The organism is Streptomyces sp. NPDC005722 (assembly GCF_040630935.1).
Classification (GTDB): Bacteria; Actinomycetota; Actinomycetes; order Streptomycetales; family Streptomycetaceae; genus Actinacidiphila.
The window spans coordinates 1-20,816 of sequence record NZ_JBEXYN010000029.1 but is presented as its reverse complement, the minus strand read 5'-3'; the positions used below and the strand labels follow the sequence as shown (position 1 = coordinate 20,816).

At 73.6% G+C, this 20,816-nt stretch carries 17 protein-coding genes; 10 read left to right on the top strand and 7 right to left on the bottom strand.

Going from position 1 to position 20,816, the window contains the following annotated elements; translation table 11 throughout:
- Positions 1-56: 56 nt before the first annotated feature.
- The 5 genes from ABZ479_RS28120 (at position 57) to ABZ479_RS28100 (ending at position 4,899) form a co-directional block, all read left to right on the top strand.
- On the top strand, positions 57-989 hold the full coding sequence (locus tag ABZ479_RS28120; protein ID WP_500464164.1) for a TIGR03621 family F420-dependent LLM class oxidoreductase: 933 nt from the start codon (positions 57-59) through the stop codon (positions 987-989).
- Between the two features lie 42 nt (positions 990-1,031).
- Positions 1,032-1,463, top strand: coding sequence for a GNAT family N-acetyltransferase (locus ABZ479_RS28115; RefSeq protein ID WP_500464163.1), 432 nt, complete (start codon positions 1,032-1,034; stop codon positions 1,461-1,463).
- A 238-nt stretch (positions 1,464-1,701) separates the two neighbouring features.
- Complete coding sequence (locus ABZ479_RS28110; protein WP_500464162.1) at positions 1,702-3,069, top strand: hemolysin family protein; 1,368 nt, start codon at positions 1,702-1,704, stop codon at positions 3,067-3,069.
- A complete protein-coding gene (locus ABZ479_RS28105) occupies positions 3,066-4,091 on the top strand; it encodes a hemolysin family protein (RefSeq protein ID WP_499600721.1) in 1,026 nt (341 codons plus the stop codon). Before ABZ479_RS28110 ends, ABZ479_RS28105 begins: the two co-directional genes overlap by 4 nt.
- A 37-nt stretch (positions 4,092-4,128) precedes the next feature.
- Complete coding sequence (locus ABZ479_RS28100) at positions 4,129-4,899, top strand: SGNH/GDSL hydrolase family protein (protein WP_500464161.1); 771 nt, start codon at positions 4,129-4,131, stop codon at positions 4,897-4,899.
- A 69-nt stretch (positions 4,900-4,968) separates the two neighbouring features.
- Here ABZ479_RS28100 and ABZ479_RS28095 read toward each other — a convergent pair whose 3' ends face one another.
- Entirely contained in the window at positions 4,969-5,613 is a 645-nt protein-coding gene (locus ABZ479_RS28095; RefSeq protein WP_500464160.1) for a hypothetical protein, read from the bottom strand.
- An 832-nt stretch (positions 5,614-6,445) separates the two neighbouring features.
- Between ABZ479_RS28095 and purB the strand changes: the two genes are divergently transcribed.
- Together purB and mug are read left to right on the top strand one after the other, a co-directional pair.
- Positions 6,446-7,879, top strand: coding sequence for an adenylosuccinate lyase (gene purB, locus ABZ479_RS28090; protein ID WP_500464159.1), 1,434 nt, complete (start codon positions 6,446-6,448; stop codon positions 7,877-7,879).
- A 68-nt stretch (positions 7,880-7,947) separates the two neighbouring features.
- Positions 7,948-8,439: a G/U mismatch-specific DNA glycosylase gene (mug, locus tag ABZ479_RS28085; protein ID WP_500464158.1), complete on the top strand. Its 492-nt coding sequence runs from the start codon at positions 7,948-7,950 to the stop codon at positions 8,437-8,439.
- 69 nt (positions 8,440-8,508) lie between these two features.
- Here the strand turns inward: mug and ABZ479_RS28080 are convergent, their stop codons facing one another.
- The 4 genes from ABZ479_RS28080 to ABZ479_RS28065 form a co-directional block, all read right to left on the bottom strand.
- Positions 8,509-10,473: a tetratricopeptide repeat protein gene (locus ABZ479_RS28080; RefSeq protein ID WP_500464157.1), complete on the bottom strand. Its 1,965-nt coding sequence runs from the start codon at positions 10,471-10,473 to the stop codon at positions 8,509-8,511.
- Between the two features lie 1,283 nt (positions 10,474-11,756).
- The gene (locus tag ABZ479_RS28075; protein ID WP_500464156.1) at positions 11,757-12,443 is read right to left on the bottom strand and encodes an HAD family hydrolase; all 687 of its coding nucleotides are present in this window, start codon (positions 12,441-12,443) and stop codon (positions 11,757-11,759) included.
- Positions 12,444-12,447: 4 nt separating this feature from the next.
- Positions 12,448-13,098 (bottom strand): 3,4-dihydroxy-2-butanone-4-phosphate synthase, encoded by a 651-nt coding sequence (ribB, locus tag ABZ479_RS28070; RefSeq protein WP_500464155.1) that lies wholly within the window; start codon positions 13,096-13,098, stop codon positions 12,448-12,450.
- 192 nt (positions 13,099-13,290) lie between these two features.
- Complete coding sequence (locus ABZ479_RS28065; protein ID WP_500464154.1) at positions 13,291-13,737, bottom strand: hypothetical protein; 447 nt, start codon at positions 13,735-13,737, stop codon at positions 13,291-13,293.
- A gap of 128 nt (positions 13,738-13,865) precedes the next feature.
- On the opposite strand from ABZ479_RS28065, the gene ABZ479_RS28060 reads away from it, so the two are divergent.
- Positions 13,866-15,023: an ROK family transcriptional regulator gene (locus ABZ479_RS28060; protein WP_500464153.1), complete on the top strand. Its 1,158-nt coding sequence runs from the start codon at positions 13,866-13,868 to the stop codon at positions 15,021-15,023.
- 288 nt (positions 15,024-15,311) lie between these two features.
- Positions 15,312-16,934 carry an alpha/beta hydrolase gene (locus ABZ479_RS28055; RefSeq protein ID WP_500464152.1) on the top strand — a complete coding sequence of 541 codons (1,623 nt, stop codon included), beginning with the start codon at positions 15,312-15,314 and terminating at the stop codon, positions 16,932-16,934.
- 67 nt (positions 16,935-17,001) lie between these two features.
- Here the strand turns inward: ABZ479_RS28055 and ABZ479_RS28050 are convergent, their stop codons facing one another.
- Entirely contained in the window at positions 17,002-17,766 is a 765-nt protein-coding gene (locus ABZ479_RS28050; RefSeq protein WP_500464151.1) for a GntR family transcriptional regulator, read from the bottom strand.
- A 251-nt stretch (positions 17,767-18,017) separates the two neighbouring features.
- On the opposite strand from ABZ479_RS28050, the gene ABZ479_RS28045 reads away from it, so the two are divergent.
- A complete protein-coding gene (locus ABZ479_RS28045) occupies positions 18,018-18,764 on the top strand; it encodes an SDR family oxidoreductase (protein WP_500464150.1) in 747 nt (248 codons plus the stop codon).
- Positions 18,765-18,811: 47 nt separating this feature from the next.
- Here the strand turns inward: ABZ479_RS28045 and ABZ479_RS28040 are convergent, their stop codons facing one another.
- Positions 18,812-20,650: a tetratricopeptide repeat protein gene (locus ABZ479_RS28040; RefSeq protein ID WP_500464149.1), complete on the bottom strand. Its 1,839-nt coding sequence runs from the start codon at positions 20,648-20,650 to the stop codon at positions 18,812-18,814.
- Between the last annotated feature and the right edge of the window lie 166 nt (positions 20,651-20,816).

Here is a 20,816-nt window from a genome sequence, read left to right as displayed (position 1 = left end):
GCCCGCGGACGGGGAAGGCCGATGACCGGCGGGCGGGTCGCGACGAGGGAGCGGTCATGGCACGACGGTTCCGGTTCGGTGTGAATCTGCTCGAGCCCGCGCAGGGCGACGCGTGGGCGCGCAAGTGCCGCCGGGCGGAGGCACTCGGCTACGACGTGCTCCAGGTGCCGGACCACCTGGGGTGGCCCGCGCCCTTCCCGTCACTGGTCGCGGCGGCGCACGCCACGCCGCGCCCGCGGCTGGGGACCTTCGTGCTCAACGCGGCGTTCTGGAACCCGGTGCTGCTGGCCCGCGAGGTCGCCACCACCGTCCGGCTCACCGGCGGCCGCCTGGAACTGGGGCTCGGCGCGGGCTACGTCCGCGAGGAGTTCGAACGGGCGGGCCTGCTCTACGGCACCGCCCGCGACCGGGTCGACCACCTGGAACGCACCCTCGGGACGCTGGCCGGGCTGCTCCCGGGACCGGACGGGGCCGGCTCCGCCGGCGCGGGCAGCGGGACCGGCGTGCCGCTGCCGCCGCTGCTCCTGGGCGGCAACGGCCCGCGCATGCTGCGGCTGGCGGCACGGCACGCCGCCGTCGTCGCCTTCACCGGCGCGGAGGCCGACCCGGGAGCGGACGACGGGTCGATGCGGCTGCTGCCCGCCGCGACCCTGGAGGAGCGGGTCGCGGCCGCGCGCGGGTACGCCGCGGCGTACGGCACCGACCCGGAGTTCAACGTCCTCGTCCAGCGGGTCGTCGTCACCGGGGACCGCCGGGCGGCGACCCGGGAGCTCGCCCCGCACGCGCCGCACCTGGACGAGGAGGAACTGCTCGACCTGCCCACGCTCCTGGTCGGCACGGTCGCGGAGATCGCGGAGCAGCTGCGGCGGGGCCGGGAGCGCTTCGGCTTCGGCTACGTCACCGTGCTGGAAGGCGCCATGGAGGCCTTCGCCCCGGTGATCGCGGAGCTGCGCCGCGGGGAACCGGCGGAAGGACCCGGAGGACACTGATCCGCTGGCCCCGCGGCCCGCCGGGCTGGTTGGCTGACCCGCATGGACGATCTGGGGATACGCAGCGCGGTACCGGCCGACGCCGAACGGGTGCTGGACTTCTGGGGCACGGCCGCCGAGGGCACCAGCATCAGCGACGACCCCGACGGCGTGGCGCGGCTGATCGCACGCGACCCCGGGGCCCTGCTGCTCGCCGAGGCCGGCGGCGTGCTGGTCGGCACGGTCATCGCGGGCTTCGACGGCTGGCGCTGCCATCTGTACCGGCTGGCGGTGCACCCCGGACGGCGGCGGCAGGGCGTCGCGCGGGCCCTTCTGGCGGCGGCGGAGGAGCGCTTCACCGCGCTGGGCGGGCGCCGCGGCGACGCCATGGTGCTGGAGCGCAACGAGCGCGCCCACCACGCGTGGCACGCGGCGGGCTATGCGCCCCAGCACGACTGGCGCCGCTGGACCAAACCGTTCCGGAGCACCCGGTAGCCCACGCCCCGGGAGGGCGCCTCGCGGGGCTCCCCGCCTCCCGGCCGGGACCGGCGGCGCTCCCGGCTGTCCGTTGTGCGCGGGCTTCCTACGATGGGCTTATGGACGACCCTGCGAGTCCGTCACGCCTCCGGTCCCGTCGCCCACGGCCACGTTCGCACGCGCGCCCGAGCTCGGGCACGCGACGACGGCGCGCGGTCCACCGGCGCCTGACCGATCATGGGACCGAGGTGTCCCGATGACCGAAGTGCTGCTCCTGGCCGTCGCCCTGCTGCTCACCCTGGCCTGCGCCGTCTTCGTCGCCGCCGAGTTCTCGCTGACCACGGTCGAGCGCGCCGACCTGGAACGGGCCGAGAAGGCGGGTGAGCGCGGTGCCTCCGCGGCGCTGCGGGCAGTGCGCAGCCTGACGGTCCAGCTGTCCGGCGCGCAGCTCGGCATCACCGTCACCGGACTGGTCATCGGCATGCTGGCGCAGGCCTCGATCGCCGAACTGCTGGCGGGGCCGCTGCGCGCGCTGGGGATGTCGGCCGGCGGGGCGGCGTCGCTGGGCCTGGTGCTGGGCACCGGCATCTCGACCGTGGTGCTGATGGTGGTGGGGGAACTCGTCCCCAAGAACTGGGCGATCTCGCGTCCGCTGCCGGTCGCCAAGGCCGTCGCCCCGCCGCAGACCGTCTTCACCACCGCCTTCGGGCCGTTGATCCGTCATCTGAACAACACCGCCAACCGGGTGCTGCACCGGCTGGGCATGGAACCCACCGAGGAACTCGCCTCGGCGCGCAGCCCCGAGGAGCTGGTGGCCCTGGCCCGGCACTCCGCCCGGGCGGGCGCGCTGGAGGCCGACACCGCCGAGCTGTTCGTGCGGACGCTGAGCCTGCCCCGGCTGACCGCCGAGAACGTGATGACCCCCCGCGTCCAGGTCGTCGCCCTGGAGGAGGGCGCCACCTGCCGGGACGTCGCCGACATCACCCGCGCCACGGGGCTGTCCCGCTTCCCCGTCCACCGGGGCGGCCTGGACAACGTCATCGGCATCGTCCACATCAAGGACGTCCTGGCCGTGCCGTACGAACGCCGGGAGGGCCACCCGATCACGCCGCTGCTGCGGGAGCCGGTGCCGGTCCCGGAGTCGCTCACCGTGGACCGCCTGCTGGACCGGCTGTCCGGCTCGATGAGCATGGCCGTGGTCATCGACGAGTACGGCGGCACCGCGGGCGTCGTCACGCTGGAGGACATCGTGGAGGAGGTCGTCGGCGAGGTGCGTGACGAGCACGACCCGCTGGAGACCCCCGACCTGGCCTTCAGCCACCAGGACCGCACCGGCCGCCGCGTCTACGACGCCGACGGGGCGGTGCGGACCGACCAGCTCGCGCCCATCGGCCTGCGGGTCACGGACGGCCCCTACGAGACGCTGGCCGGCCTGGTCGCCGAACGGCTCGGGCGGATCCCGGCCACCGGCGACACCGTCGAGGTCAACGGCTGGATGGTCGAGGTCACCGACGACTCCCACCACCGCGCGGCACACGTACGGCTGATCTCCCCGGCCCCCCGCACGCAGAACGGGCTCGCGCCGGCGCACGGCTCGGACGACGGGACGGCGGACGCGCGATGATCTTCCTGCAGTTGTTCGTCGGCTTCCTGACCCTGGTCGTGAACGCCTTCTTCGTCGGCGCCGAGTTCGCGATGATCTCCGTCCGGCGCAGCCAGATCGAGCCCCGCGCGGAGGCCGGGGAGCGCGGCGCGCGCCACGTCCTGTGGGGGCTACAGCACCTGTCGCCGCTGATGGCCGCCGCCCAGCTGGGCATCACGCTGTGCACCCTGGTGCTGGGCATCGTGGCGGAACCGGCCATCGAGCACCTGCTCGCGCCGCTCTTCCACCTGCTGCACGTACCGCAGGGCGCGATCCACGCGCTGTCGTTCGCGATCGCGCTGACCCTGGCGACGTACGCGCACATGCTGTTCGGCGAGATGGTCCCGAAGAACATCGCGCTCGCCGCGCCGGAGCGGACGGCGCTGGTCCTGGGTCCCCCGCTGGTGACCCTGGCGCGTGCGCTGCGCCCGGTGATCTTCACGGTGAACGCCTTCGCGAACGGTCTGCTGAAGCTACTGCGGGTCGAACCGAAGGACGAGGTCGCGGCGGTCTTCTCGGACGACGAGCTGGCCCGGATGGTCACCGACGCGGGCCAGGCCGGGTTGCTGGACGAGCGTGCCGCCATCCGCCTGCAAGACGCGCTGGAGCTGGGCCGGCGCCCGGTCCGCGCGGTCGTCGTCCCGTGGGAGCACGTGGTGTCGGCGCGCTTCGGCACCACCCCGGCGGGCCTGGAGCGCCTGGCCGCACGGTCCGGCTTCTCACGCTTCCCCGTCACCGACGACGCCTGCCGCATCCTCGGCTACCTCCATGTGAAGGACGCCCTCGCGCTCGGACCCAGCCGCCACGACCAGCCCTTCCCGCGCGGCGCGCTGCGCCGGATCACCCGGGTCGGCGCGGCCACCCCGCTGGACGACGTCCTGGCGGCGATGCGGGCCAGCGGCGCGCACCTCGCGGCGGTCGTCGACGACCAGGGCCGCGGCCTCGGTCTGGTCACCATGGAGGACGTGCTGAAGGAGCTCGTGGGCCGCGCACCGGCCGCCTGAAACAGCGCTCCGCGGGGCCGGTAGGATCTCGCCCGCCATGCAGATGAACGCCACCCACACCAGCTTCGTCGCGCTCGGCGACTCCTTCACCGAAGGCATGTCCGACGCGCTCCCCGACGGCTCCTACCGGGGCTGGGCCGACCTCCTCGCCGGGCGGCTCGCCACCCACGCGCCGGGCTTCCGGTACGCCAACCTGGCGGTGCGCGGGAAGCTCATCCAGCAGATCGTGGACGAGCAGGTGGAGACCGCGGCCTCCATGGAGCCCGACCTGGTCACCCTGGTGGGCGGCCTCAACGACGTACTGCGGCCCAAGTGCGACGTGGCGAGGGTGTGCGCGCTGCTGGAGGAGGCCGTGGAACGGCTGGCGCCGACCTGCCGGCAGCTGGTGCTGATGCGCAGCCCGGCCCGCCGGGGCCCGGTGGCGGTGCGCTTCCTGCCGCGCATGGAGCAGCTCTTCGGCTTCGTCGACGACCTGGCCGCCCGGCACGGCGCGCTCGTGGTGGACCTCTACGGCGCCGATGTGCTGGGCGATCCGCGCCTGTGGGCTGAGGACCGGCTGCACCTGGACGGCGAGGGGCACCGCCGGGTCACCGAGGCGGTCTGGCAGACCCTCGGCCACACCCCTCAGTTCGACTGGACCGCGGCCCTGCCCGACTCCGTCCCGCTGTCCTGGCCCGCCCGCCGCGCCGCAGACCTGCGCTTCACCCGCCAGCACCTCGTCCCGTGGATCGGCCGCCGCCTCTCCGGGCGCTCCTCCGGCGACGGCCTGCCGCCCAAGCGCGCGGAACTCGTGCCGTACGAGCTCTGAGCGCACGTCCCGGTGCCCCCGCCCACCTGACGTGGGGACGGGGGCACTCCGGTCCTGCTCGCGGGCAGGTCAGCCCCATCCGCCGAACAGGCCGCGGTTGGCCTGCGCGTGGCAGATGTTGTAGCCGCCGGCCGCGTGGGCCTTCTCGGTGTGGCCGTCGATGGTGACCGAGCAGTTGATGTCTCCGGAACCCTGCAGTTGGGCGGTCACCGTGTAGTACAGGGCGTCGCCGTCGAGGGGGAGGCTCGTTGTGAACCGGCCGTTCTTCCAGTGCCCTTCGCGGCTGTCGCTGTCGGAACCGTAGGTGATGTCGAGCGGGCCGAGGGCCCCGGACGGCGCGGTGCCCCACACCGTGAACACGACCTCCGGCTTCGCGGCCTTCTTGGACGGCTGGTCCGCGTCGGCCTTCGTGGCGCCCTTGGCGTCGTCCTTCGTGCCGCCCTTCCCGTCGTCCTTCCCGTCGTCCTTCGCGGCCGGACTGCTCGCGGTGACCTTGCCCGTGGTGTCGTCGCCGCCCCCGGCGAGGGCGCCGAACGCGCCGACGACGACGATGAGGCCGACTGCGCCGAGGCATCCGAACCCCGCGATCTTCCCCGCGCTGGACTTCTTCGGCGGCTGCGGTGGCCCAGCCCATCCCGGTCCCTGCCATCCGGCGGGCGGCTGCGGCGGTCCGGCCGGCGGTCCGGGTGGCGGCGGGTACTGAGGCGTCGACATGGCGTCCCCCTGAGTGTGTTGGTGGTGGGGACACCGTGGCAGGGCCATCACCATGAGCATCGCGTTACGCACCTGCTGTGACGTCGCCGTGACCAATTAGGGACGGATCGTGACTCTTCAGGATGGGTCGCGTTCTGCTCTCGCGGCCGCGCCACTGTCCCGCCGTCTCGCGCCCTGCGGGCGCAAAGCAGCGGGCTGCGGCGGGGAGGGTGGCGGTCCGGGTCTTGTCGGCGATGTGCGGGTGGGTGAGTGGCGGGCGTTCAGGCGCCGGAGCGGGGCGCCTCTCCGCTGGTGCCGGTCTCGTTGCCGTCCGCGGGTATAGATGGCCGGTTGCCACGCCTACTGCCGGTGGTGGGCGCGTCCGCCGTAACCCGCGTCTGCGGGTGCTTCGGGGTGCTGCCGGGGGCGGTCGGCGGGAGATCGGGCCCGCTTTCAGCGGTATAGCCGTCGGAACAGAGCCCGATGTCGGATCGGGGAAGCACCCGCAGACGCCGGTTACGGCGGGCGCGCCACCCACGGACCGTGGGCGTGGTCACCGGCCATCTGCACCCGCGGACGGCAACGAGATCTCCGCCGAGGGAGAGGCACCCCGCTCCGGCGCCTGAACCCGCGCCGCCCACCCACCCGCACACCGCACACAAGGCAGGCCCCCACCCTCCCACCCGCAGCCGGCGCAGTGCGCCCGCAGGGCGCGAGACGGCGGGACAGCCGAGGAACCGGCGCACCACCCGCCGGCAGCACCTCACACCCCACCCAGAGCCCTTTGACCTGGGCATTCTCGGGCGTAGTGGACGGCGGCGACCACCATGGACGGCGGGTAAACTATCGCTACGTGACTTCCAAGCCCCGCATCCCCAACGTCCTGGCCGGCCGCTACGCCTCCGCGGAGCTCGCCACGCTGTGGTCCCCCGAGCAGAAGGTGGTGCTGGAGCGCCGCCTGTGGCTGGCCGTGCTGCGGGCCCAGAAGGACCTCGGGATCGAGGTGCCGGACCAGGCCCTCGCGGACTACGAGCGGGTGCTGGAGGAGGTCGACCTGGCCTCCATCGCCGAGCGGGAGAAGGTCACCCGGCACGACGTCAAGGCGCGCATCGAGGAGTTCAACGCCCTCGCGGGGCACGAGCACGTGCACAAGGGCATGACCTCGCGCGACCTCACCGAGAACGTCGAGCAGCTGCAGATCCGGCTCTCCCTGGAGCACGTGCGCGACCGCACCGTCGCCGTCCTGTCCCGGCTCGGCCGGCTCGCCGCCGAGTACGCGGAGCTGGTCATGGCCGGGCGTTCGCACAACGTGGCCGCCCAGACCACCACCCTCGGCAAGCGCTTCGCGACCACGGCCGACGAGCTGCTGGTCGCCTTCGCCCGGGTCGAAGACCTGCTCGGTCGCTACCCGCTGCGCGGCATCAAGGGCCCGGTGGGCACCGCGCAGGACATGCTCGACCTGCTCGGCGGCGACGCCGGCAAGCTGGCGGAGCTGGAGCACCGGATCGCGGGGCACCTCGGCTTCTCGGAGGTCTTCACCTCCGTCGGCCAGGTCTACCCGCGCTCGCTGGACTACGACGCCGTCACCGCGCTGGTGCAGCTGGCCGCTGCGCCGTCGTCGCTGGCCAAGACGATCCGCCTGATGGCCGGGCACGAGCTGGTCACCGAGGGCTTCAAGCCCGGCCAGGTCGGTTCCTCGGCCATGCCGCACAAGATGAACACCCGCTCGTGCGAGCGCGTCAACGGCCTGGCGGTCATCCTGCGCGGCTACGCGTCGATGGTCGGCGAGCTGGCCGGCGACCAGTGGAACGAGGGGGACGTCTCCTGCTCCGTGGTGCGCCGGGTGGCGCTGCCGGACGCGTTCTTCGCCTTCGACGGCCTGCTGGAGACCTTCCTGACGGTGCTCGACGAGTTCGGCGCCTTCCCGGCCGTCATCGCCCGCGAGCTCGACCGCTACCTGCCGTTCCTCGCCACGACGAAGGTGCTCATGGGTGCGGTGCGGGCCGGCGTCGGCCGCGAGCTGGCGCACGAGGTCATCAAGGAGCACGCGGTCGCCTCGGCGCTCGCGATGCGCGAGAAGGGCGCCGAGCGCAACGAGCTGCTGGACCGGCTCGCGGAGGACGAGCGCATCCCGCTCGACCGCGCCGGGCTGGACGCCCTCATGGCCGACCGGCTCTCCTTCACCGGCGCGGCCGCGAACCAGGTCGCCGAGGTCGTGCGCCGGGTCGGTGAGGTCGCCGACCGCTACCCGCGGGCGGCCGCGTACACCCCCGGGGCCATCCTCTGACCACGGTCCGGCGGACCCGCCCCTCCCAGGACGAGCTGGAGGCCGCCCGCGACCGCGTCATCCCCGACGTGATCGCGGACGGCCTGCGGGTGCTCTTCTGCGGCATCAACCCGGGGCTGATGTCGGCGGCCACCGGTCACCACTTCGCCCGCCCCGGCAACCGCTTCTGGCCGGTGCTGCACGCCTCCGGCTTCACCCCGCGCCGGCTCGACCCCTCGGAGCAGGACGAACTCCTCGCGTCCGGGCTGGGGATCACCAACGTCGTCGCGCGCGCCTCGGCCCGTGCCGACGAACTCACCCGCGACGAACTGCTGGAGGGCGGGCGGCTGCTGTCGGAGCGGGTGCTGCGGTACGAGCCGCGCTGGCTCGCCGTGGTCGGCGTCACCGCCTACCGTGTCGCCTTCGCCGAACCCCGCGCCCGGATCGGCCCCCAGGAACGCACGATCGGCGGCACCCGGATCTGGGTCCTGCCCAACCCCAGCGGCCTGAACGCGGGCTGGTCGACCCAGGCCATGACGGAGGAATTCAGCCGCCTCCGCGACGCGCGAGGACAGGTTTAGCGTCCGGTGGTCGGCGTCTGCAGTTGTCCTGCGCCGACCCGACGCCGCGGGTGCGCCCGTCGGCAGTGGTCAGAGGGTGGCCAGTTCCTCGCGCGTCCCGATCGCATCCGGGTGGCCAAGGTCCTCCAGGATCTCCAGAGCCCGACGCAGCCGCTCCCTGGCCTCGGCCGTCCGGCCGCGGCTCTGATGGACGCGCGCGAGGATGCGCAACGTGGCCGCCTCATGCAGGCGGTTGCCCACTGACACGTGCAACGCCAGCGCCCGCGATCCAAATTCGGCGGCCTCGTCGAAATGCCCTAGGTTCAGATGGGTATCGGCCAATTTGTCGAGTACCAGAGCTTCCCCGAAGGGGTACCGCAGTTCTCGAAAGATCGCCAGAGCTCGGGTCAGCGACGCGACCGCTTCGTCGTGGCGCCCCAATGCGCTGTAGACGGGTCCGAGGTTCTCCAGTGAGTGGGCGGCCAAGATGTCGTCGCCCGTCCGCTCACCAACAGCGAGGGCTTCGGCAAGGATGTCGGCAGCCTCCTGCGACCGCTCGAGTAGCGCCAACGTAGCTCCGATGCTGTTGAGGCACCACCCCTCGTCCTCGCCGAGCTCGCGGCAGGCCACAAGTGCCTCCGTGTTGCTCCGCAGGCTCTCCTCGTACCGCCCGCAATAGGCGAACGCGGCACCGAGCGTGCGCAGCGTGTTCATCTCCGCGTGCCGGTCCTGGAGGCGTCCGGCCGCTCCCACGGCGATCTCGGATACCTCGATCCAGTCGGTGGTCGGACGCTGCAGTTGGAAGAACCATCTGAGAGCCAGGGGTAGTTGCCAGGCGACGACGTACTCACCTGCCTCGACCGCCAGTCGGCAAGCGGCGACGAGACCGAGGATCTCCGACTCGCACCACGTCGTCGCCGCGGCCCGAGTGGAGAACCTCTGCACCGGTAGGCCATCGGAGTCGTCCCGTGCGGAGGATCCACCCGCTGGGGATCCCGACCTGGGGGCAAGTCCGGGGGCAAGTTGTGTCGCCGCCTCCTGCGCGGACAGCAGGTACCACGTCAGGAGACGCTTCGCGGCTGCCGCACGGGTCGGCTCGTCGTCGTCCGCAGCGCATTCGCAGGCGTAGTCCCTGAGCAGGTCGTGGAAGCGGTAGCGATCCGGACCGACCGCTTCGATCAAGTGGGATCCGACCAGTCGGTTGATGTCACGAACGGCCTCACCCGACGAGCAGCCGGTGACGGCAGCGACCGCCAGGACACCGAAGTCCGGACCCGGGATGTGGGACAGCATGCGGAACGTCCGTGCTGCCTCCGGCGTCAGGTCACGGTAGGACCACGAGAAGACCACCCTGACCGCGGTCGACTCGTCCTCGTCGTACGTGGCCAAAGTGTCCAGTCGACGAGTGCCGGACTCGAGTTCGGTGGCGAGATGCTCCAAGGACAGGCCCGGGTGAAAGGCCACCCTTTCGGCAGCGATGCGAAGGGCCAGGGGAAGTTGAACGCACCGGGTGGTCAGCCTGGCCGACGCGTCAGGTTCCGCGTCCACCCGCTCCCGGCCCAGGATGGATCGCAACAGCTCAACCGACTCGGTGGACGTGAGGGTCTTGAGGTCGATCCGATGCGCACCCTCCCGGGCGCACAACCCGCCCAGTTGGCTGCGGCTGGTCACCAGAACGAGCGAGGACGACGCCCCTGGCAGGAGGGGCCGCACCTGGGCGGCGCTGCGCACGTTGTCCAGCAGGATGACGAGACGGCGCCCACTTGTCACCTGCCGGTACAGGGCGGTCCTGCCGTCCAGGTCGGCCGGGATGCTCGCCGCGTGCACACCGAGGCTTACGAGGAAGTACTCAAGGGCCTGGTGGGCGGAGAGCGGAGGCCCCGTATCGTAGCCCTGCAAGTTCAGGTGCAGGGCGCCGTCGGGAAAACGGTCCTGCACGGAATGGGCCCAGTGGACGGCGAGGGCTGTCTTGCCGACGCCGGCGAATGCCGAAATCACCAGAGTGGACTGAAGTCCGGCGCCGTGATGGGCCAACATCGCGTCGAGGTGCGCCAACTCCGCAACCCTGCCAGTGAAGTGCGTGGGCCTGGAGGGTAGTTGTCGAGGGACGACCACCGGACCACGTCGCGCTGAGTGGATGTGCACGTCTCCGACGATCTGCCGGGCCTGTATGACGTTGTCGGCCGTCCCTGGAAACTCATTGTGCATTCCTTGGGATGGACGTGGATCATTACGGTCTGCCATCGGCCACATCCATCTCAGAATGGTCCATCCAGGCTAGCGGCGATCGCATCGCTCTGTCCATGGTGAACAAGACGGGGGCATGAATTCCACCACTCCGGACGAATACTGCTGATGACAGCTCACGGGTACCGTGTTTCGAGATCCACGTCCGCCGGGTACCGGGGGCGGCTCGCCCGCCCGACCCACGCGAATCAGCCACAGGGAGGTTCTCCGGCGAGGGCCAGTGCGTCGGAGGCTTTCCGCCCGCCTCGCATCGAACCGTCGTGCGACGCGGTGCACGCCGGCAGAGCACGCTGACCCAGGCGCACGATCCTCGGTTCGGCCGGATGACCGGAGTTGCGTGGTGGTGGGTAGGTTGCCGCCGTGGTCCTGCCAGGGCCATGTCCGCTGGACCCGTACCCAAGTGCCGTCCTCACGATGGATGTCGGCCTCACGTCCCACGACCTTCTGTACGGGGCTTGAGCGTGACGATACCGTGGTGATTCGCAGAAGTGGAGGGCAACCCATGCCCGACGTGACGTCGGCCCAGGTAGTGGCCACGATGGTCAGCGCAGCAGCTTCTGGAGCCGCGACCGAGGCGGGCCGCGAAGCGTGGACGTCCCTCGTCGACCTCGTGCGTCGGTGCACAGGCCGCTCACGGGAGGTGTCCGAGGAAGCGGCTTCGGTCCCGGATCCTCGCGATCCGGAACAGGTCCGCGTACTCGTCGGAACGGTGCTGGAAGAAGCCCGACGGAGCCCGGAGTTCGCCGCCGCCCTGCGCTGCTGGCTGGACACGGCCGGTGGCGGCGTCGCGGCCGCGGCGCAGAGGGCGGAGGTGCGTAACGAGGTGAGCGGCAACGCCCGCGTGGGAAATGCCATCCAAACCCATTCAGTGAATGGGGGAATCAGCATCGGGAATGGCGCTGTCCCTGAGTCCAGGGAGCCTCGGTGACGCGTCGAACATCCACGAACCTTGAGTGCTGATCGAGGCCTCCGGTCGCAGGACCCCGAAATTCGCCTCTGGCCACAGGGCACGGAACCACCACCGCAGCCCCGGCGCGTGGGACGCCGCCGTGTGGGCCGCCGCTTCCTGAACCGGGGGTCCGGGCGGGGGGTCATGCCGTGCTTTCGGGTACGAGGGGGTCGGGGTGCGTGGCGAGGAGCCGGGTGAGGAGGGGGAGGGCGGCGGCTGTCGTGGGGGCCTGGGCAGCGGGGAGGTGGGCGACGTCGGGGGGCAGCGTCATGCCGCCCCGGGGGACGGCGAGGACGCGCATGCCGGCGGCGTTCGCCGAGCGGATGCCGTTCGGGGAGTCCTCGACGGCCAGGCAGCGGGTCGGCGGCACGCCGATCGCGGCGGCCGCACGCAGGTAGGGGTCGGGCGCGGGTTTGGCCCGCGCCACGTCCTCCCCGCACACGACGGCGCCCAGCCGTCCGGTCAGGCCCAGTCGTTCGAGGACCGCCAGGACGAAGCGGCGCGGGCTGGCCGTGGCGAGGCCGACGGGGCCGTGGCGTCCGGCCTCGATGACCAGGTCCACGGCTCCGGGCAGTGCCGGGACCCGGCCCGCGGCGACCTCGCCCGTCGCCGCGGCGGCGCAGGCGTCGGCCACCTCGGCGGGCCCGGCGGCGCCGTCGCACAGTCCGGCGACGTACACCGCCCAGCCACCGTTGCCGTGCAGGGCCGCGGTGTCCTCGGCCCGCCACCGGTGACCGTGGCGGGCGGCGAAGGCGGCGCAGACGCGGACCCAGGTGTCCGCGCTGTCGACCAGGGTGTCGTCCAGGTCGAAGATCGTCGCTCGGGTCATCCGGTCACACCGTCGCGGGATCCGCGGGCCGCGGTCCGCTCGCCAGTTGCTCGATCGAGATGAGCGACAGGCCGTGCCGGTCGGCGAAGGCCCGCAGCCGGTCGAAGCGGGCGACCGAGCCGTCGTCCTCGCAGACCTCGCTGATCACCCCGACCGGCGGCAGCCCGGCCAGGCGCATCAGGTCGACGGTGGCCTCCGTGTGGCCGCGCCGTTCCGAGACGCCCCCGGCACGGGCGCGCAGCGGGAACACATGTCCGGGGCGGTGCAGTTGGTCGGGCCGGGTGGTCTGGCCGGCGAGCGTCCGCGCCGTCAGCGCCCGGTCCGCGGCGGAGATCCCGGAACCGGCCCCGACCGCGTCGACGGAGACGGTGTACGCCGCGGTGTCGAAGCCGGGGCGGTGCGGGACCATCAGCGGCAGTTCCAGGCGGTCGGCGATCTCCGGCGCCATGGGCGCGCAGATCAGGCCGCTCGTCCAGCGGACGAAGAACCCGAGGGTCTCGGGGGTGGCGAACTCGGCCGCCATGACCAGGTCGCCCTCGTTCTCTCGGTCCTCGTCGTCGACCACGATGACGGGCCGTCCGGCCCTCAGGTCGTCGACGGCTCCGGACACGGTGTCCAGGCCGCCGGCCGGTCGTGGCGTCGGTGCTGACGTCACAGGAATCGTCCCTTCGTCGGATCCACCCCCCGGGGATGCATCGGTGTCCGAACGAGGGAGCTTGAGAAACCCGTACGCCGAACGGGCTTTCCCCTTGGCGCGGCACCGGATTCGGCAGCGCGCGGCCGGTGACGAAGCTCCGGGGGCGCCGTCGTGGCGGGCGACCCGTGCGCGTCGGGGCCTACGGCGTCGTCACGGTACGGCCGCGGCGTCGCCGACGGCGGCCACGAGCTGGAAGGGCAGCTCCGGGTCCCACTGGCCCACGCACACGCCGATCCAGCGGCCGTCGACGCGCCAGGCCCACGCCTCGTGGGCGTAGTTGCACAGGGTGCGCAGCGGCCCCGGCACGGGCTCGCCCTCGACGAGGCGTTCGAGGTGGGCGGTGAGGTCGACCGTCTCGGGGACGCCCCAGCGCTCGGTGAACACCTCGACGAGGGCCTGGCACTCGGCCTCCAGGTCCTCCTCGGCCTGCCGTCTGCGCGCGTGGTCCCCGTCCACGTCCCAGAAGTCCTCGCTGACGCGGAGGTCCGCTATGTGGTAGCCGGGGCCGCTGTCGACCGCGCCGCGGCGCTCGTCCCGCGCCGGGAAGGGGCGGGCGCGCAGCGCGTCGACGGTGGCCACGTGGCCGGGCAGGTCCATGGATCCAGTAAACCCCGCGCCTCTGACACTTGACATCGAGTCAGTAACCCTGTGCCGGTGCCACTCGCCGCGGGCCGCCGGGACGGGTACGATCCGGCCAACACGCGTGCAAGCAGGGAGGACGTACGTTGGGGCGGATCACCGGCGGGGACCCGTCCCTGCTCCGGCGGATCAATTCCGCGGTGGTGCTCCACGCGCTGCGCGGGGAGCCCGCCGTGAGCCTGACGGAACTGGTGCAGTCGACGGGGCTGTCACGGCCGACCGTCGAGGGCGTGATCGAGGGCCTGACGGAGTCGGGCCTGGTCGTGGAGGCGCCGCAGGAGCCCGGTGACGCGCGCAAGCAGGGCCGTCCGGCCCGCAGGTTCCGCTTCCACGCGGAGGCCGGGCACCTGCTGGGCGTGGAGATCGGGGCCCGGCAGATCCGCGCGCTGCTGTCGGACCTCAGCGGCCGTGTCCTGGGGTCGCTGGCGCACGACGTCGCGGACACGCTGCCCGCCGAGGAGCGCCTGGAGCGGGTCCGCGGCACCGTCGCCGAACTGCTGCGCAAGGCCGGTGTGGCCCGCAGCACGCTGTGGGCGGTCGGCGTCGGGAGCCCGGGGATCGTGGAGACCGACGGCGCGGTGCGGCTGAGCACGGCGCTGCCCGGCTGGACGGGACTGCCGCTGGGGGAACGGCTGCGCCGGTCCTTCCGCTGCCCCGTCCTGGTGGAGAACGACGCGAACGCCGCCGCCGTCGCCGAGCACTGGAAGGGCGCGGCCGTCGGCACCGACGACGTGGTGTTCGTGCTGGCCGGGCTGAGCCCCGGTGCCGGGTCGCTGATCGGCGGCCGGCTGCACCGCGGCTTCGGCGGGGCGGCCGGCGAGATCGGGGCGCTGCACCTGCTGGGCCGCGAGGCGAGGCCCGAGCGGCTGCTGTCCACGACCGGGACGCCGCTGCACCCGCTGGACGAGTCCGCGGTGGCCGACGTGTTCGCGCTCGCGCGGTCGGGGGACGTCCAGGCGCGGGAGGCCTTCGACCGCTTCCTGCAGCGCCTGGTGCACGACGTGGCGGCGCTGGTGCTGGCGATAGACCCGGAGCTGGTGGTGATCGGCGGCTGGGCGGCCGGGCTGGACGGCGTACTGGAGCCGCTGCGCACCGAGTTGGCGCGTTACTGCCTGCGGCCGCCGGAGGTCGCGCTGTCGGCGCTGGGGCACGAGGCGGTCGCGACGGGGGCGCTGCGGCTCGCGCTCGACCACGTCGAGGAGCAGTTGTTCGCGGTGGCCAGGACCTCGCTGCTCGGGCGCTGAGCGGCAGGGCGGCCGAACCGGGGGACGCGCCCGCCGAGGCCCGGCGACCTCCGGCGGGCCGTGCTCGCGGGCGGCGTCCCGGACGACGCCGCCGGGGGCCGCGGCACGGCGGCCGGGCCGACTTCGGCGCGGGGCCGGGCGGACGGCGGGCCGCCGGTCAGGGCAATCCGGGCGAAATTCCGCGGTCCACCGGCCTGCCTGCTTTGCCGGGTTGTCCGACCAGCCGACGATCCGTCGCATCGGCGAGCGTGCCGCGCGGGCGGGCGCGGCCGGCGAAAGGGCGTCCGCGTGCGGCGAGCAGTGGTCCTGGCAGGGTCCGTGGTCCTGACGGCCGGCGCGGCGACGGCCCCGGCCGCCGCGCACTTCCCGGAGCCCGTGGCCGCCGAGCAGGTGCGGATGGCGGGGGCCGCTGTGGCGGCCCGGGCGGCCGGGGCCACCGGCATCACCTTCGGGGCCTGCCCGGCCGACAGCGGGCTGAAGGCACCCGTGCAGTGCGGCACCGTCCGGGTGCCGGTGGACTACGCGGAGCCGGGCGGCGCGAGGATCGGCCTGCTCGTGAGCCGGCTGCGGGCGGCGGGCCCCGCCTCCGTCCGGCAGGGAGCCCTGGTGTTCAACCCGGGCGGCCCCGGGGCGTCGGGGCTGTGGTTCCCCGGGGTGGGCCTGCCGGGCGCCGGGACCGTCACCCGCAAGGTCTGGGAGACCGCGGCCAGGACGTACGACCTGGTGGGCTTCGACCCGCGCGGGGTGGGCCACTCCGCGCCCCTGTCCTGCCACGACCCGGCGGGTCACCAGCACGCCCCCAGCGCCGACCCGCGCCTGGCCACGGAGGCGGTCAAGGCCGACAAGCGCGCGCAGGCCCGGCGCAAGGCCGCGGACTGCGGTGCGCGCGGCGGCCCGCTGCTGCGGAACATGCGCACCGCGGACCTGGCACGCGACCTCGACGTCATCCGCGCCGCCCTGGGCGAACCCCGCCTGAACTACTACGGCGTCTCCTACGGGACGTACCTGGGCGCGGTGTACGCCACCCTCTTCCCCGCACACGTACGCCGCATGGTCGTGGACAGCGTCGTCAACCCCGACCCGCGCGGCATCTGGTACGGCGCCAACCTCGCGCAGGACGTCGCCTTCGAGCGCCGCTGGGCGGACTGGCGCGCCTGGGCGGCCGGGCACGACGCCGTGTACGGACTGGGCGGGACGCCCGGGCGCGTGCAGGCGAGCTTCGACCGGGCGATGCGGATGCTCGGCCGGCGCCCGGCCGGGAAGGTGGGGGCCGGGGAACTGCACTCGGCGGCGGTGCAGGCCGCCTACTACGACCAGCGCTGGGTCACCTTCGCCCACCTCCTCTCGCGCTACCTGCGCGGCGACGACGACCCGCTGGTCGCCGCGGCCGCCCCCGACCCCGGGGACGCGAAGGACCAGGAGAACGGCGACGCCGTCTACCTGGCCGTGGAGTGCTCGGACGCGGCCTGGCCGCGCGACTGGAGCGTGTGGGACCGCGACAACTCACGGGTGGCGCGCCAGCGTCCCTTCGAGACCTGGGCGAACGCCTGGCTGAACCTGCCGTGCGCTTCCTGGCCCGTCGACGGCGGGCGGGCGGTGGACGTAGGGGCGCGCCCCGGGTCGGGCCTGCCGCCGGTGCTGATCGTCCAGTCGGAGCGGGACGCGGCGACGCCGTACGAGGGCGCGGTCGAACTGCACCGGAGGCTGCCGGGCTCACGGATGATCACCGAGGCGGGACGTGGTTCGCACGGGCTGATCAGCTTCTGGAACGAGTGCGTGACCGCACGCGTCGACCGCTACCTGGTGTCCGGCGCCGTCGGCGACCGCGACGTCAGCTGCTCCGGGCACCCGCTGCCCGTGCCGTCCGGCGCAAAGGGCGCCGAGGACGCCAACACGGGCCGCTTCTACTGACCGGACGGTCCGCGGCGGCCGACGGCCGGCGTCCGGTAAGGACGCGCGGCCGCACCGCCGCACCCCGTCAAGAAGCGGCGGCGTGCCGCTCCTGGCCGTGGTGGGTGATCTCCATCGCGCCGCTGTCGCCGAAGGTCAGCCGGCAGGTGTCGGCACGGTAGGTGGCGACGGCCACCGCCACGACGCGTCCGCCGCTGAAGTAGCGGGTGGTGACGACCAGCACGGGGGCGCCGGGCAGCCGGTCGAGCTGCTTGGCGTCCTCGGCGCGGGCCGAACCCAGCTCCACCGCCCGGTCGTCGCCGTCGAGGTCGAGGGCGTGCAACTCCCGCAGGACGGCGGGGGCGTGGCCGGCCGGCGTCAGGTCGCGGGCGAGGCCGGGGACGGAGGTCCGCGGGACGTAGAGCAGTTCGGTGGCGACGGACTGCCCGCCCATCGACCGGACCCGGCGGACGGTGTGCACCGCCTCGTCGGTGCCGGTGCCGAGCGCCTCCGCGACGGCGGCCGGCGCGGCGGCCTCGACGCAGCCCACGGTGCGCCAGGCGTCACCCGTGGCACCGGGCCAGCTGCCGCTCGACGGGCCGACGGAGACACCCACGCGGGGCGGGGCCACCGTGGTGCCGACACCGCGGCGGCGCTGCAGTCGGCCCTCCAGCTCCAACTGCTCCAGCGCCTGGCGCAGCGTGGCCCGGGCGACGCCGAAACGGGCGGCGAGGTCACGCTCGTTGGGGAGGATCTCGCCGACCTCGAACTCGGAGTCGAGCGCGTCGATGAGCACGGTCTTGAGGTGCCAGTACTTGGGCTCCGGCACGTTCTCGAGCTGCGTGGTCCCCACCCTGTCCTCCGCAATCGGCCTGACGCCGTCCGGGGTTTGTTCAGCCTTGTTTCCGAACGGCTCTTTATTAAAGGTTCTTGCACTACTAGGCGACGATAGAGCTGCCCTCCGGCTTGGTCAAGACCAATGCTCAGGGGCCTGACGACGTGCGCCGGGCCCGGCCGCGAGCTGTTCACGAGGTGTTCGCGCCCGTCATGGCGCGTTCGCACGCTGGTAGCGTTCGTGATCACGTCGAGCGAGGGAGAGCTGCCATGGGTCCGGTCACGGTGGTCACCGGAGGCGGCCGCGGCATCGGCGCGGCGGTGGCCCTGAGGCTGGCCCGCGAGGGTCACGCCGTCGGCATCGGCTACGAGAAGGACGCCGACGCCGCCGAGGACACCGCCCGCAAGGTGCGCGACACCGGCGGCCGCTGCGTGGTGGTGCGCGTCGACACCAGCGACGCCGGGCAGGTGGACGCGCTCTTCGACACCGTGGGCGAGCAGCTCGGCACGGTCACGGGCCTGGTCAACAACGCGGGCGTCACCGGGCCGCTGGGCCGGTTCACCGAGACCCCGGTCGAGGTGATGCGCCGGGTGGTCGACGTCAACGTGATGGGCGCCCTCATGTGCGCCCGGCGAGCGGCACTGGGGATGTCCACCCGGCACGGCGGGCGGGGCGGCGCGATCGTCAACATCTCCTCCGGCGCCGCGACGCTCGGCGGTCCCGGGGAGTACGTGCACTACGCCGCGAGCAAGGCCGCGGTCGACGCGCTGACCGTGGGCCTCGCCAAGGAACTGGCGCCGGACGGCGTACGCGTCAACTCCGTGCAGCCCGGCATGATCGTGACCGACATCCACGCCGCGATGGGCGACCCCGAGCGGCCCTGGCGCAACCCGGACCGCGTGCCCATGCGGCGGCCCGGCGAGCCGGACGAGGTCGCCGGCGCGGTGGCGTGGCTGATGTCGCCGGACGCGTCGTACACCACGGGCGCGGTGCTGCGCGTCTCCGGCGGCCTGTAGCGCCGTCTGCGGCAGCTCGCGAGGCGCGCGGCGATCCGCTCCCGTCGCTACTCCGGGGCGTCGGCCCCGGCGTGCGCGGCCTCCCCGTCGTCCTCGGTGTCGATCATGCGGAGCACGTCCGTGGCGAGCGCCGCCACCTGCGGGATCAGCTCCGGGGTGGCGAGGGCCAGGTGGCACAGCGACCAGGTCAGGGTGACGACCCGGCTCTGCCGCGCCTCCAGGGCGTCCAGCAGACGGCGCCCGATCAGCTCGGCGGCGTCCTTGCGTACGGCGGGGTCGGTCCAAGCGGTCGCGACGATCGCGAGCCCGGCCGCCTCGCACACCCAGTCCTCGGCGTTGTTCAGCACGTCGACGAGGAGCGCGCGGCGCCGGGAGACGGCCCAGGGCTCGTCCGTGCGGTGGTGCGCCAGGCCCAGGCACGCCCAGACCTGCACGCACCGGATCCACAGGTCGGGAGCCTGGGCGGCGAGCGCCCGGCCCAGCTCGTCCTCGCGCGGGGCCGGCGGGTGCACCAGCACACCGAGCAGGTCCTCGGGGTCGAGCCCAGAGAGCGCCACCGCGTCGTCGTATGCGGCGACCAGGTGGGGCCAGCCGTGCCACGCCACACGGCGCACCGCCTCGGCCGCCTCCGGGGACGGCGGGCGGACGGCGGGCCTCGCGGTGGTTCCCTCGTAGGCCCACAGCGAGACCTCGACGGGGTGCGGCGCGATCCGCAGGTCCGGCTCGGGCACGGACTGGATCTCCGTCACCGCGTTCGGGTAGGCGGAGCGCAGCGCGAGCAGCGCGCTCGGCGGCTCCAGCGCCGAGACGGTGAGCGTCAGCCCAGCGTCGCCGGGCACGGACTGCCCGAGCGCCTGGTGCAGCAGGCTGACGACCGCCTCGCTGCCGCCGGGTATCCAGTTGAGCCACGGCGTGCCCTGGCTCAGCCGGGTGAGCAGGTCCGCGGCGTAGCCGTGCCCGGGTTCGGCCCGCAGGTGGTCGGCGAGCGCGACCAGGTGCCGCAGGCCGGGCTCCACCGCGTACCGCAGCGCGTGCACAGCCGCGGCCGCCTTGGGGTGCGCGGGGTCGGCCGACACGGCCCGCTCGGCCCACACCACGCCTTCGGCGGGACGGCCGAGTGAGTCCAGCAGCTCGGCGATGTCGACGAACAGGTCGAGGTCGGAGGGGTCACGGGCCACTTCGGCCTGCCACACCTCCAGCGCCTCCTCGGCACGGCCGGCGCTGCGCAGCGCGTAGCCGAGCATCACGGCGGCGGGGTGGGAGGGTTCGAGCTCGTACGATCGGCGCGCCCAGCCCACGGCCTCCTCCGTGCCGCCCATGCGGCGGGCGAGGGTGGAGCCGCACCACAGCAGCATCGTGTGGTCGGGGTGGTGGGCGGCGCTCGCGCGGACCAGGTCGAGCAGGGGCAGCAGGGGGCCGCGCCGCTCCTCGTCGACCGGGTCGGGCAGTTGGGGCGCGACGCGGGCCGCCGCGCGGGCCACGGTGTCCGGCGTGACGAGCTCCGCGATGTCGGGACGGCGCAGCCACGCCACGTCGAGCCAGGGCCGCTGCGGTTCGTGGCCGGCGCACTGGGCGAGCAGGCCGACGGCCTCGTCCCAGTGGCCCGCGACCGCGCAGAGGTGTCCGCGTGCCGCCACGGTGCCGATGAACGCCCGCTCCTCGGGGGCGAAGTACGTCAGAGCCGCCTCCGCGCCACCGACGCGCGCGGCGAACTCGGCCAGCGCCTCGTGGATCTCGGGCAGTCCCGGGTCGCGGGCCAGCGCGTCCTCCAGGTGCCGGGCCGCGTGCTCCAGGTCGCCCCCGGCCAGCGCGATGCGTGCGGTGGCCACTTCGCCCTCCGCCTCCAGCCGCGCCCCGCCCTCGTTCCCCTCCGGGTGATCCCGCACAACCGCTCCCCACCTCGTACCGCTCCTGGCGCCCCCGCCACCGGGGCACCCTAACGGACGCCGTTGAATCCGAGGCCGCGCGCCGGGCGGTGTCCGGCCGGCCGGACACCACGACCCGCGCCATAGTTTTGTTGGCCGGGGGGGGGGGGGGGGGGTGGGTGGGGGC

Excerpts from the sequence above, each read along its gene's own strand:
- ABZ479_RS28120 (WP_500464164.1), top strand. The coding sequence starts at position 57 with ATGGCACGACGGTTCCGGTTCGGTGTGAATCTGCTCGAGCCCGCGCAG.
- ABZ479_RS28115 (WP_500464163.1), top strand. The coding sequence starts at position 1,032 with ATGGACGATCTGGGGATACGCAGCGCGGTACCGGCCGACGCCGAACGG.
- ABZ479_RS28110 (WP_500464162.1), top strand. The coding sequence starts at position 1,702 with ATGACCGAAGTGCTGCTCCTGGCCGTCGCCCTGCTGCTCACCCTGGCC.
- ABZ479_RS28105 (WP_499600721.1), top strand. The coding sequence starts at position 3,066 with ATGATCTTCCTGCAGTTGTTCGTCGGCTTCCTGACCCTGGTCGTGAAC.
- ABZ479_RS28100 (WP_500464161.1), top strand. The coding sequence starts at position 4,129 with ATGCAGATGAACGCCACCCACACCAGCTTCGTCGCGCTCGGCGACTCC.
- ABZ479_RS28095 (WP_500464160.1), bottom strand. The coding sequence starts at position 5,613 with ATGTCGACGCCTCAGTACCCGCCGCCACCCGGACCGCCGGCCGGACCG.
- ABZ479_RS28075 (WP_500464156.1), bottom strand. The coding sequence starts at position 12,443 with ATGACCCGAGCGACGATCTTCGACCTGGACGACACCCTGGTCGACAGC.
- ABZ479_RS28065 (WP_500464154.1), bottom strand. The coding sequence starts at position 13,737 with ATGGACCTGCCCGGCCACGTGGCCACCGTCGACGCGCTGCGCGCCCGC.
- ABZ479_RS28045 (WP_500464150.1), top strand. The coding sequence starts at position 18,018 with ATGGGTCCGGTCACGGTGGTCACCGGAGGCGGCCGCGGCATCGGCGCG.